Source organism: Leeuwenhoekiella blandensis MED217 (assembly GCF_000152985.1).
Classification (GTDB): domain Bacteria; phylum Bacteroidota; class Bacteroidia; order Flavobacteriales; family Flavobacteriaceae; genus Leeuwenhoekiella; species Leeuwenhoekiella blandensis.
In genome coordinates, this window is sequence record NZ_CH672395.1 from 1,200,743 (window position 1) to 1,213,993 (window position 13,251).

At 44.1% G+C, this 13,251-nt stretch carries 8 protein-coding genes; all 8 read left to right on the plus strand.

Going from position 1 to position 13,251, the window contains the following annotated elements; genetic code table 11:
- Positions 1-149 precede the first annotated feature (149 nt).
- On the plus strand, positions 150-3,185 hold the full coding sequence (locus MED217_RS05235) for a SusC/RagA family TonB-linked outer membrane protein (protein ID WP_009779437.1): 3,036 nt from the start codon (positions 150-152) through the stop codon (positions 3,183-3,185).
- A gap of 10 nt (positions 3,186-3,195) precedes the next feature.
- Positions 3,196-4,674 carry a RagB/SusD family nutrient uptake outer membrane protein gene (locus MED217_RS05240; RefSeq protein WP_009779438.1) on the plus strand — a complete coding sequence of 493 codons (1,479 nt, stop codon included), beginning with the start codon at positions 3,196-3,198 and terminating at the stop codon, positions 4,672-4,674.
- A 14-nt stretch (positions 4,675-4,688) separates the two neighbouring features.
- Positions 4,689-6,809 carry a CIA30 family protein gene (locus MED217_RS05245; protein WP_009779439.1) on the plus strand — a complete coding sequence of 707 codons (2,121 nt, stop codon included), beginning with the start codon at positions 4,689-4,691 and terminating at the stop codon, positions 6,807-6,809.
- 20 nt (positions 6,810-6,829) lie between these two features.
- Positions 6,830-8,476: a family 16 glycosylhydrolase gene (locus tag MED217_RS05250; RefSeq protein ID WP_009779440.1), complete on the plus strand. Its 1,647-nt coding sequence runs from the start codon at positions 6,830-6,832 to the stop codon at positions 8,474-8,476.
- A gap of 16 nt (positions 8,477-8,492) precedes the next feature.
- A complete protein-coding gene (locus MED217_RS19185) occupies positions 8,493-8,672 on the plus strand; it encodes a hypothetical protein (protein WP_009779441.1) in 180 nt (59 codons plus the stop codon).
- 41 nt (positions 8,673-8,713) lie between these two features.
- A complete protein-coding gene (gene bglX / locus MED217_RS05255) occupies positions 8,714-10,771 on the plus strand; it encodes a beta-glucosidase BglX (RefSeq protein WP_230199237.1) in 2,058 nt (685 codons plus the stop codon).
- Complete coding sequence (locus MED217_RS05260) at positions 10,771-11,535, plus strand: glycoside hydrolase family 16 protein (protein WP_009779443.1); 765 nt, start codon at positions 10,771-10,773, stop codon at positions 11,533-11,535. Before bglX ends, MED217_RS05260 begins: the two co-directional genes overlap by 1 nt.
- 108 nt (positions 11,536-11,643) lie before the next feature.
- The gene (locus MED217_RS05265; protein WP_040532597.1) at positions 11,644-13,203 is read left to right on the plus strand and encodes an NAD(P)/FAD-dependent oxidoreductase; all 1,560 of its coding nucleotides are present in this window, start codon (positions 11,644-11,646) and stop codon (positions 13,201-13,203) included.
- Positions 13,204-13,251 lie beyond the last annotated feature (48 nt).

A 13,251-nucleotide genomic window follows, 5' to 3' on the forward strand; every position in this document is an offset into this window, starting at 1 on the left:
ACATTCTCCTGAAAGCCTTATAACGAAAGCGTTTGCGATAGAATACATCTGTTATTTCGGTTAAAACAGCTTTTGTATATTTTTTGTTGAGGTTGTTTTCTCGAATACGATATAGTTAAAAGGTAGTTTTGAATTCCAAAACACAATTTATGAAATCAATACTATCCTTGATCTTATTCGGGTTGCTCACCTCGGGGCTCTTCAGCCAGACCGGTACCGATGTGCGCGTTACAGGTACTGTGACAGATATGTCAGGAATGCCATTACCGGGAGTTAATGTAATTGTAAAAGGAACTTCAACGGGTACAAGTACCGATTTTGATGGACTTTTCAGTTTAGATGTTCCGTCTTCGAGTACCTTGGTGTTTTCCTTTTTAGGCTTTCAAACTCAGGAAATAGCCGTGAATGGAGCTGCAGATCTCAATGTACAATTGGTTGAAGATACCAGTACACTAGATGAAGTGGTCGTAGTAGGTTACGGAACACAAAAGAAGAAAGAAATTACCGGTGCGGTAAGTGTTGTAGGTTCTGAAACTATTGAGGAGCAAAATCCTGTGCGGGTAGAACAAGCCTTACAAGGTCGTGTGGCCGGGGTTAATATCAGCTCCAATTCGGGATCGCCGGGTAGTGCTTCTACGATCTCCATCCGTGGTATTTCTACCAATGGTGACAACCGTCCTTTAATTTTGGTTGATGGTGCGGTGATCGAAGATCTTAGTGTGATCAACCCCAACGACATCGAGAGCATCAACGTTTTAAAGGATGCAACTGCCGGTATTTACGGGGTGCGTGCTGCGAACGGTGTGATCTTGATCACAACAAAAGGAGGTCGCAAAAACAGTGATCTGCGAGTGGATGTAGATACCTATGTAGGTTTGCAGGAAACCACGCGTAAACTTCCGGTGCTTAATGCAACCGAATATGGTGTGATCATCAACGAAGCCTACGCAGCAGGAAATCAAGTGCCACCATTTCCTAATCTTGCTGTGCTTGGGCAGGGAACCAACTGGCAAGATGAGGTCTTTAGACAAGCTTTACTTTCAGATATAAACGCTACCGTTTATGGAGGTGGTGAAAAATCGGCATATTCTATTGGTGCGGGCTATCTAGATCAGGATGGTATTGTAGGCGGTGGAGCGGTAAACTTCAATCGTTTTACAGGAAGAGGAAGTTATGATCTGGATATTTTAGATAATTTAAAGTTTTCTTCAACAGCGATTTACACGCACTCAAATAGAAAAACCCTTTCTGAAAATGCTTTGGGATCTGTATTGTTCAATGCGGTGAATATGGCGCCTACGTTCAGTGTGCGTGATGCCAATGGTGATTTTACGATCGCAAACGGTTTGGGGAATGAGGTGATCAACCCTATTGCACAAATCGCAAATACCTTCAACAATAATGAGGTAGATAAAATCACAGGAACAGTAGGATTTTCTTATAATTTCTGGGATCATTTTACGGCAGAATCACGCTATCAGTTTAACTATTCTGAAGTGCGTGGGCGTAGTTATCTTCCTTCAGGATTGAATTTTGGAGACGGAAAAGTCTTTAATAACCTGGGCGTAAATCAATATTTTGTAAACGACAGTTTCTTTAGAGATTATACATTTGATAACTTTTTAACCTATCAAAATACGTTTGCAGATGATCATAACCTTACCGTTTTATTGGGGATGTCTGCATTCAAGACCAGCGGCGAATTTTACAATTTCACCGGGCGAGATGTGCCGGGAACTACTTTTGCCGAAGCTACCCTTGACGGCGCAGGCGAGGTTATCGATGCACGTGACATCAGCGGTCCTGCTGAGTTTGATCAGCGTTTACTTTCTTATTTTACGCGTGTTCAGTACAACTACAAGGAGCGTTATCTGCTTTCAGCAGTGTTGCGCCGTGACGGTTCTTCAAACTTTGGGCCGGAGAATAAATTCGGTTATTTCCCTTCGGCTTCTATCGGTTGGGTAGCGAGTGATGAGCCTTTCTTCGGTTCTAGTGACCTGCTCAACTTTTTAAAACTTAGAGCGAGTTACGGTATTTTGGGTAATGACCGTATTGGAGCTTTCGGATACGTTTCTACGCTTAACGCAGAAGGAACTTACGTATTTGACAACGAACTCGTAAACGGTGTTGCTGCCGGTCAGCTTTCTAATCCTGAAATTAAATGGGAGCGTCAGAAGACTTTTGATGTTGGTTTTGATGCACGTTTGTTCAATAATCGCATCGATCTTACGATGGATTATTTCAAACGTCGTACCGATGATTTATTGCTAGTGCCTCAGGTTTCGGGAATTTTAGGGGTTTATGCGCCGGGTGCTGGTGCACCTATTGTAAACGCCGGAAGTGTGGAGAACCAAGGTTTAGAATTTTCGGTTTCTTACGATCAGCCTATTGGTGACGAGGCGGGATTCAATTTAAGATACAACTTCACCACGCTTCAAAATGAAGTACTTGAAGTAGGGAATGAAAGTGGCTTCATTCCGGGTGGAAGTTTTGGTTTTGGTCAGGAGCCACCTGCACGTATGCAAGCTGGTTTCCCAATCGGGTATTTCTACGGCTTACAAACCAACGGAATTTTTCAATCTCAGGCAGAAGTTGATACACACGCAACACAAACCGATGCTACCTTGGGAGATTTACGCTACGTAGATCAAAACGGTGACGGAGTCATTAATGGCGATGATCGTGTGAATATTGGAGATCCTATCCCAGACGTTACAATGGGGCTTAATTTAGGATTCAACTATAAGAATTTTGATTTTACAGCTTACGCATTTGCTTCCATAGGCAATGACATTGTGCGCTCGTATGATCGTAATCAAAACCTGACCAATAAGACCAATTATGTCTTAGACCGTTGGACGGGACCGGGATCTACAAACAGCTATCCACGCGTAACCGTTGGGCCAAATTCTAACCTGTTGTTCTCGGACTTTTATGTAGAAGACGGTTCGTATGTAAGATTACAAAACGTGCAGTTAGGCTATAGTTTAGGAAATGAAGTCTTAGATCAATTAGGCATCAGAAAACTACGTTTTTACTTGGCGGTAACCAATGCGTTTACGCTTACAGAGTATAAAGGATATGATCCTTCAGCTTCTTCGGGAGCGCCTATTGGTGGCGGAATCGACCAAGGATTCTACCCGGTGCCACGTACGTATACTGCAGGAATGAACTTCAAATTTTAAAAGAAGAGCGATGAAAAAATATAATATACAACTTACTTTTTTAAGCCTCTTAGCCGCAGTGCTCATGGTGGCTTGCGGGGACGATTTTGTAGAAGTAGACCCCATCAATGAGAATTCAGAAGATTTTTTCAATTCTGAAGAAGACTATCAGGATGCCTTAGTCGGCGCTTACGATCTGTTACAAGCAACCTATTTGAATGTAATGGTCGGTGAGATCGCTTCAGACAATACCCTTGCCGGTGGCGAGAGCGCTACCGATACGCCGGGAATTCAGGAAATTGACAATATGACCCACACGCCGGTCAATCAGCAACTGCGTGACATTTGGGGATGGATGTTTGCCGGAGTGAATCGTGCAAATTACATTCTGGAGTTTCAGGATAAAATCGATTTTTCAGGAAAAGATCAAATCATAGCGCAAGCCCGTTTTTTACGTGCGTACTATTATTTTGAATTGGTAAAGTGGTTTGGTGACGTGCCGCTAGCGGTAGATCAACGTCTATTATTTGGAGATCAGTTTAATGTAGATCGAACTCCAAGAACAGAAGTGTATGCGCAAATTGAGCAAGACCTCATTTTTGCTGCAGAAACGCTTCCGGCAACACAGGCTGAAGAAGGACGTATCACTAGTGGCGCTGCACGCGCATTGCTAGGAAAAGCCTATTTGTATCAGGATAAATTTACCGAAGCAGCAAGTGCTTTAGATCAGGTGATCGCCGGTCCTTACGACTTGGTAGACGATTATTCCACCATTTTTGAATTAGAAGGTGAGAATAATATTGAGTCGGTTTTTGAAGTGCAATACACCGATAAAGAAGGAGCAGGTTTTGGTTGCTTGCAGTGTAGTGAAGGAAATGTAGCGGTTGGTTTCAACGGAATACGTAATTACAGCGGACCTTTATTTGACTCTGGTTTCAGCTTTAATGTTCCTGTACAGGAAGCTTATGATGCCTTTGAACCGGGAGATAGTCGTCGCGATATCGCTATTTTGAATATCGAAGAATTCGCCGCTGCAAACGGCGCTACGTACAATGAAGGTTACGAGCATACCGGCTTTTATAACCGAAAATACATCGCGCGTAAAGGAGATGCCAATTTGGGAGATGCAAATCTTACCAATCCTAACAATTATCGTTCTATTCGCTTTGCAGATGTCTTGCTTATGGCGGCAGAGGCACACAACCGTAAGGCAAATCCTAACGATGCCTTGGCAAGAGAATACTTAAACCGTGTGCGTCGTCGTGCTTTTGGCGATACCGATCACGACATCGCTGCCAGCGGTGCAACCCTTACCGATTTCATTTACGACGAAAGAAGACTAGAACTCGTAGGAGAAGGACATCGGTTCTTCGACTTGGTACGTACAGGCAGAGCAGCACAAAACATTCCGGGCTTTACACCCAATAAAAACGAATTATTCCCAATCCCTACAATTGAAATTCAGCTGGCTGGAAATCGCTGGGAACAAAATCAAGGATACACTAATTAATACACTAGGATACGATGAAAATTTTAAGATTACTAATAGCATTTTTGGCAGTAGCTCAGGTCTTCACCGCTTGTGAAGATGATGTAGTCACAAATTATGCCTTACAAGAAATATCTGCACCTACCGGTGTAGCGGCAAACTTTGCGATCACTCAGGACGATACCGGGATGGTAACCATTACCCCTGTAGGAGAGGGCGCTTCAACCTTTACCATAGATTTTGGTGTTGAAGGAGAAGCACCGCAAACCATAAATGCCGGAGAAAGTGTAACCTATACTTATACAGAAGGGGAGTATCTCGTGCGTATTACAGCAACAGGAGCTACAGGCTTGACCAGTGAGTTTAATCAGATGATCAATGTGTCGTTTACGGCACCAGAAAATCTGGATTTTGAAACTACCGTAAGTGGTCTTACTGCTGTGGTAACACCAACCGCCGACAATGCGATGATGTATGATGTGTATTTTGGTGCGAGTGAAGATGAAGAACCGGTAAGTATAATGGCAGAAAGTTCGGCTGAATTTACCTATGAAGAACCTGGTGATTATGTGGTACGCGTTGTTGCTAAAGGTGCAAGTGTAAACACGATCGAATTATCAAAAACGGTAACCATCACAGGTGCTGTAGATCCTATGGCGTTGCCGATCACCTTTGATGATCCTACGGTAAATTATGCATTCGTAACCTTTAACGGCGCTTCTTATGAAGTGGTAACCAATCCAGATCTTTCTGGAGCGAACACGACCGAATCTAACGTAGGAGCGATTACAAATTCTGGTGCACAGTATGAAGGTGGAGCATTCACCTTGGGTACTCCGGTTGATTTTAGCGGAGCTAATAAAACCATCACCATGAAATTCTGGTCTGATGTTGAAATACCTGTATTATTGAAATTTGAAGGTGGCGTTAACGGAGAGCGTCAAAACGAGATCACCAAAACCCATACGGGTTCAGGATGGGAAACGCTAAGCTTTGATTTTGCTACCGAGGCTGTAAAAAGTTATATCGACGGAAGCCAAGGTGTGGGTGAACCATTTGTACCTACGGGTCAATATGCAACGATGGTGATTTTTGTTGATGGTCCGGGTACCACTGCAGGAACCTTCTATATCGATGATATTGAACAAATCGGTGGTGCGACAGAGCCTATGATGGCTGCGCCAACTCCAGATGCTGCTGAAGCAGATGTACTTTCGATCTTCAGTGATTCGTATACAGATCCGGCTTCAGTGAACTATTTCCCGAATTGGGGGCAATCAACAACCTATGAGCAAGTAGATCTAGATGGAAACGCTGCAATTAAATATGGAAACGCTAACTATCAAGGGATCGATCTTGGCGGTGAGTACGATGCTTCCGGATACGAATTTGTGCATATCGATGTTTGGTCTGCAGATTATGCGAGCATTCCGTTTTTCATCATTGATACTTCAGGAGAGCGTCCGGTAAATTTAGAGGTTACCGCAGGAGAGTGGACAAGTATCGATATTCCGCTTTCGGCATTTATCGATCAGGGAATTTCGGTAACTAATGTATTCCAATTCAAGTTTGATGTACAGCCAGATACCGGAGGAACCTTCTATATCGACAACCTGTATTTCTATAACGAAGCGGCTGCGGCGCCAGAAAGCCCACAAGCGGCAGCACCGGCACCAACCTTTGACGCAGCAAATGTGATCTCATTATTCAGTGATGCGTATACCGATGAGGCGATGGCAACCTGGAGAACAGATTGGTCTGATGCAACACTTGAAGATATCGCAGTAGCAGGAAATGCGGTAAAGAAATATTCAGCATTAAACTTTGTAGGAGCAGAGCCGGTTAATCAAATTGATGCAAGTGCTATGACGCACTTCAGCACCGATATCTGGACAGGAGATGCGACACAAATCCGTATCAAATTGGTTGATTTTGGAGCTAACGGAACCTATCAAGGAGGAGATGACAGCGAGCACGAGATCGTATTGAATTTCGATAACGGTGACTTCACGCGCAATACGTGGGTGACTTTAGATATTCCATTGGCAGATTTCACCGGACTAACCGCGCAATCTAATATTGCTCAGTTGATCTATTCCGGAGGTCCTGCAGGAGCAACAACGGTTTATGTAGACAACGTATACTTCCATAACTAGGAATTAAATAGTAAGATATCATGAAAACGATAATTCAAATAACATCCTATTGCTTACTGCTGTTTTTAGCAGTAGGCTGTCAGGATGATGACAATACCCTTGAGCAAATCTTGGTACCTCAAAATCTTGAGGTCACTATGGATGTGACAGACGACGGCTCAGGAAACGTAACCTTTACCGCAACGGCAGATAATGCGGTGACCTACAGGTTTGCTTTTCCTGACGGAACCACAGCGGTGGCACCTAGTGGCGTGTACACCAAACGCTTTACAAGAACCGGACTCAACACCTACCAAGTGACGGTAATGGCTTACGGTCAGGGTGGAGTGAACAGTTCAAGGTTGGTAGAAGTTACGGTAGAAAGTGATTTCTCAGACCCTGAAGCGATCGAGTTGTTAACCGGAGGTGGAAGCAAAACCTGGTACTGGGCCGCAAGTGAACCTAACCATTTGGGTGTTGGTCCTAATAACGATGACCCTACGCAAAACTATTTTTGGGCGTATTTCTCATTCACCGAGCCATTTGCGTTAGCAGATATTCCTGCTGCGACCTGTGCCTATGATGACGAGTTTATCTTCAGTACCACGACCGGTGAAGATTTGACCTATGAGTATGATAATAATGGGGCGAGTTTCTTTAACAGAACCTACGCAAGCGTGGTTAATGGGGAATCACCAGATGATAGCTGCTATGAGTTTGACACGACTGGCGAGCGCGCGGTGAGTTTAGCACCATCAGAGTCTGTAGTTGCCGCAGAGCGTAAGCGCGGTACCACGATGACCATAAGCAATGAAGGTTTTATCGGTTATTATATTGGTACTAATGAATATGAAATTCTATCCCTAACCGAAAACCGCATGCTGCTTAGAGCAGTACAAGGTAACGATCAAGGTTTAGCGTGGTATATTATTTTAACTGCTGAAAAACCGGTACAGGGTAGCGGACCGCAAGCGGAAGAAGATGACTTTCCTAATTTGGTTTGGTCAGACGAATTTGACACCGACGGTGCTCCCGATCCTGCAAACTGGACCTACGATTTAGGTAACGGTCAGGTAGGCTGGGGAAATAATGAATTGCAATATTATACAGACCGAAGCGAAAATGTAGTGGTTGAAGATGGAATGTTAAAGATTACCGCGCAACGCGAAAATTATATGGGATTCGACTTCACTTCGGCACGTTTAAAGTCTGAAGGTTTACAGGAATTTACCTTTGGTCGTTATGAGATCAGAGCTAAACTACCCGAAGGTGTAGGAACTTGGCCCGCGATCTGGATGTTGGGAGCAGATTATCAAACTAATGCGTGGCCGGGAGCCGGAGAGATCGATATTATGGAGCACGTGGGACGTAATCAAAATGAGATTTTATCTACGTTGCATTTCCCCGAGAATTCTGGAGCTAATGGTATTTCTGAGATGACTACCGTTGAAACGGCAAGCAGTGAATTCCACGTGTATGCGGCAGAATGGACCGAGACGCAAATTCGTTTTTACGTAGATGATGAGTTGTATCACATTTTTGAAAACGACGATACCAAGCCTTTTGACAAGGACTTCTTTATGATCTTGAACGTAGCTATGGGTGGAAACCTTGGTGGAGACGTAGATCCTGCTTTTTCTGAGAGCGCTATGGAAGTAGATTACGTACGCGTGTACCAGCGCGATTAATTTGAAACAAAAAACGATGAAACAGTTCAAAATTGTATTGATAACAGTTTTTGCACCGTTATTTGCGTCACAAGCCCAAACCAATGGAATCAACGATTTGGATCCTGTGGTAGAGCACAAAATTGATTCGATTTTAGAATTGATGACGGTAAAGGAAAAGGTTGGGGCAAATGGTGCAATACAACGGAAGCTTTGATGTAACCGGTGCGCCTTCAGATATCGATTCAAAAACGAAACTTGAAAACTCAAGAATGGCGAAGTAGGTCTATGTTGAATGTACTCACTGCCGAAGCTACTCGTGAAGCGCAGCAGGTCGTGATGGAAAATTCAAGACTGAAGATTCCGTTGCTTTTTGGCTATGACGTGATTCACGGCTATAAAACCATGTTTCCGGTGCCTTTAGGAGAAAGCGCAAGCTGGGATCTGGAAGCGATGGAATTAAGTGCGAGTATCGCGGCTAAAGAAACAGCCGCCGCAGGAGTACACTGGACCTTCGCACCGATGATCGATGTGTCTCGTGATGCACGCTGGGGTCGTATTATGGAAGGTGCCGGTGAAGATCCTTATCTCAATGCGGTGATCGGTGTGGCACGCATTAAAGGTTTTCAGGGCAGCGATTTGACAGATATTAATACCATCGCGGCTTGTGCAAAACACTTTGCTGGTTATGGCTTTGCCGAAGCCGGTAGAGATTATAACACCGTGAACGTTGGAACTTCTGAGTTGCAAAACGCCATTTTAATGCCATTTAAAGCTGCTGCCGAAGCCGGTGTAGCGACCTTTATGAATTCGTTCAACGAGATCGACGGCGTGCCTGCAACGGCATCGACCTACTTACAGCGTGATATTTTAAAAGGCGCTTGGGACTATAAAGGTTTTATGGTTTCAGACTGGGGTTCTATAGCTGAGTTGATTCCGCATGGCTATGCTGAAGATAAAATGCAGGCGGGCGAATTGGCCGTAATCGCCGGTAGCGATATGGATATGGAAGGCCGTGTGTATGAAGAAGCGCTGGAGCCTTTAGTGAATGATAATACAATTGATGAAGCCCTTTTAGATGATGCGGTACGACGCATTTTAAGAGTGAAATTTCAGTTGGGGCTTTTTGAAGATCCTTATAAATACAGCGACACACAACGCGAACAAGAAGTATTGCTCGCAAAAGCGCACCTTGAAGCGGCCCGTGATATCGCACGCAAATCAATCGTATTGCTTAAGAATGAAAATTCGGTTTTACCATTAAGTAAAGCACTAGAAAGCATTGCTGTGATCGGTCCGTTGGCAGATGATAAAGATTCCCCATTAGGGAACTGGCGCGCACAAGCCGATAAGAATTCGGCGGTTTCCGTTTTAGAGGGAATAAAAAATATGGTGGGCGATGCGGTTCAAATCAATTATGCTAAAGGTGCTGATTTAGGAATGGGAGAACGCAGTTTCCTGATGCCATTAGAAATCAATGAAACCGATACTTCCGGCTTTGCTCAAGCGATTGAAGCCGCCAAGAAGTCTGAAGTGGTTGTTATGGTTTTAGGTGAAGATGCTTTTCAAAGCGGGGAAGGCCGCAGTCAAACCGGGATTCAATTGCGAGGTGTTCAGCAGGAATTACTCGATGAGGTGGTCAAAGTAAATACTAACGTGGTTTTGGTATTGATGAATGGCCGTCCCTTAGACATTAGTAAACCAAACGAACAAGTTCCGGCGATCGTAGAAACTTGGTTTTTAGGTTCGCAAGCGGGTAATGCGATTGCAGATGTACTTTTTGGAGCCTATAATCCGTCAGGGAAATTACCGGTTTCTTTTCCACGAAATGTAGGTCAAGAACCTTTATACTATAATCAAAAAAATACAGGAAGACCTGCGAGCGATATGGTGACCTATTCAGGCTATCAAGACAGTTCGCGTGAAGCCCTATTTCCTTTCGGTTTCGGGTTGAGCTATACGACTTTTGAATATGGAGCGATCAGCTTAAGCGCAAGCGAATTTTCAGGGGATGAAAATTTAGAGGTAGCCATTGAATTGACCAACACAGGAACTGTTGCCGGTAAAGAAACAGTACAGCTGTATCTTAGAGATTTGGTTGCTAGCCGTACACGCCCGGTCAAAGAATTACGAGACTTTAAGCAGGTAAGCTTAAAGCCCGGAGAAACCAAAAAAGTGACTTTTGAAATTTCAGCAAAAACTTTAGAGTTCTATACTGCTAATAATACCTGGGAAGCGGAGTCGGGAAGCTTCAAAGTGATGTTGGGAAGCAATTCAAGAGATCTAAAAGAAGCAAGCTTTCAATATAAAAAGTAATGAAAAGAGTTCTAATAGTTATAGCACTAATCAGTTTCGGAGTTCACGCACAAGAACGCAAATTGGTATGGTCTGATGAGTTTAACGGCGATGTCCTGGACCTCACCTCGTGGAATTTTGAACTCGGTGACGGTTGCCCTGATCTTTGTGGTTGGGGAAATAATGAGCGGCAGGTGTATACCAAAGAGAATCATCGTCTGGAAGATGGCAAGTTGATCATTACTGCAAAAAAGGAAGGAGATCGTTACACTTCAACCCGCATTACCACACAAGGCAAACACGAGTTTCAGTATGGAAGAATGGAAGCCCGCGCAAAAGTGGCGTTAGGACAGGGAATCTGGCCTGCATTCTGGATGCTGGGAAGCGATATTAAAGAAGTTGGTTGGCCGGCTTGCGGCGAGATCGATATTCTGGAATACGTGGGCAGAGAAGAAGATATGGTGTATACCACTTTACACGTACCTGCGGGGCACGGCGATACTGCCTTCAGTAAAAAAACGAAGTTTGAAGCTATTGAAGAAGGATACCACGTATATGCAGCAGAATGGTCTCCTGAGCAAATTGAGTTTTTCGTAGATGATCAATCGGTTTTTGTGTTCAGTCCCGAAGATAAAACCAAAGCGGTTTGGCCTTTTGACCAACCGTTCTACTTCATTATAAATCTGGCTATCGGAGGGAACTTCGGCGGTCCCGAAGTTGATGATAGCATCTTTCCGCAAGAGTATGCCATAGATTATGTGCGGGTCTATGAGCTTGAAGAGTAGTTTAATTTTTAGATATAGTGTTGTTTAGTTTGGGGTCTTGTGCATGCACAAGACCTTTTTTTGTACGACTACCTAAGATGATTGAAATACCGAGTATATTTGCAGCTTATGAGTACACTTACTGCGATCACCATACGGCCCGAATTGTTGGAGAATCAGGATTATATTCTTCAACAAGCCTTGGCTAAAGCCAAAATCAAACCGGCAGCGGTTAAGGATTGGCGCATACGCAAGCGCTCTATAGACGCACGGAATAAACCCGTAAAATTGCAATTGCAGATTGAAATTTGGCAGCAGGATGAACAGCGCAAACCTTTAAATCGTTTTGAGCCCAAAGAAGTAAGTACTGCACCAAAGATTGCGATTATTGGCGCCGGTCCTGCCGGATTGTATGCAGCTTTACGCGCCATTGAAGCCGGCTTAAAACCCATCGTTTTTGAACGCGGTAAAGATGTGCGCGAACGCCGAAGAGATCTGGCAAAGATCAATAAGGAGCAGCTTGTAAATCCGGAGTCGAATTATTGTTTTGGTGAAGGAGGTGCAGGAACCTATTCTGACGGAAAATTATATACCCGTTCAAAAAAGCGTGGTAATGTGCTTAAAGGATTAGAATGGCTGGTGCATTTTGGAGCGGACGAAGATATTTTGGTAGATGCACACCCGCACATTGGGACTAATAAATTGCCAAAAGTGATTTCCGCCATGCGGGAAGCGATCATCGCTGCCGGTGGAGAAGTGCATTTTAATGCAAAACTCACAGATTTGCGTATTGAAAATAAGGTCTTAAAAGGCATCGAGATCAATAAACAACAGCGATATGCTTTTGATGAGGTGGTCTTGGCTACCGGGCACTCGGCACGGGATATTTTCTATTTATTGCATGAGAAAGGAGTGAAGATCGAAGCCAAACCTTTTGCACTTGGTGTACGCGCAGAACATCAGCAGGAAGTGATCAATTACATTCAATATCACGGGGAAACTGACAACCCATATTTGCGGCCAGCGGCTTACAGCCTGGTGGAGCAGGTAGACGGGATGGGCGTGTATTCGTTCTGTATGTGCCCGGGTGGGATCATCGCTCCTTGTGCTACCCAACAGGAAGAAGTGGTCACAAACGGCTGGAGTCCTAGTAAACGCAATAATCCGTACGCCAATTCGGGAATTGTGGTTAGCGTTGAGCCTAAAGATTTACCCAATTATACTCCAGACGATCCTTTTGTCAGCTTGAATTTTCAGAAGGAAGTAGAACGTGCCTGCTGGATTGCGGGCGGAAAAACACAGCAAGTGCCGGCACAGCGTATGACCGATTTTGTAAACGGAAGAATAAGCAATGATTTTCCAAAGACTTCCTATCAACCGGGAATCGTGAGTGCCGATTTGAATAAAGTGCTTCCAAAATTGATAGCAAACCGACTCAGGAAAGCTTTTGTACTTTTTAATAAGAAAATGCCGGGATATCTTTCAAAAGATGCGGTATTGCACGCGCCCGAAAGTCGCACTTCGTCTCCGGTATCTATTCCTAGAAATGCTGAAACTTTAGAACATATAGAAGTTCGAGGATTGTACCCGTGTGGAGAAGGAGCAGGATATGCCGGCGGAATTATGTCTGCAGCAATCGACGGCATCAACTGCGTAGATGCGATAGCTAAAAAATACCAAGTGGTATAAAATGACAAAGCCCTGCATGATGCAGAGCTTTGTGTGTTTTAAAAGCTG

Coding starts and splice junctions, on each gene's coding strand:
- MED217_RS05250 (WP_009779440.1), top strand. CDS start 6,830: ATGAAAACGATAATTCAAATAACATCCTATTGCTTACTGCTGTTTTTA.
- MED217_RS05245 (WP_009779439.1), top strand. CDS start 4,689: ATGAAAATTTTAAGATTACTAATAGCATTTTTGGCAGTAGCTCAGGTC.
- MED217_RS05235 (WP_009779437.1), top strand. CDS start 150: ATGAAATCAATACTATCCTTGATCTTATTCGGGTTGCTCACCTCGGGG.
- MED217_RS05260 (WP_009779443.1), top strand. CDS start 10,771: ATGAAAAGAGTTCTAATAGTTATAGCACTAATCAGTTTCGGAGTTCAC.
- MED217_RS05240 (WP_009779438.1), top strand. CDS start 3,196: ATGAAAAAATATAATATACAACTTACTTTTTTAAGCCTCTTAGCCGCA.
- MED217_RS05265 (WP_040532597.1), top strand. CDS start 11,644: ATGAGTACACTTACTGCGATCACCATACGGCCCGAATTGTTGGAGAAT.
- MED217_RS19185 (WP_009779441.1), top strand. CDS start 8,493: ATGAAACAGTTCAAAATTGTATTGATAACAGTTTTTGCACCGTTATTT.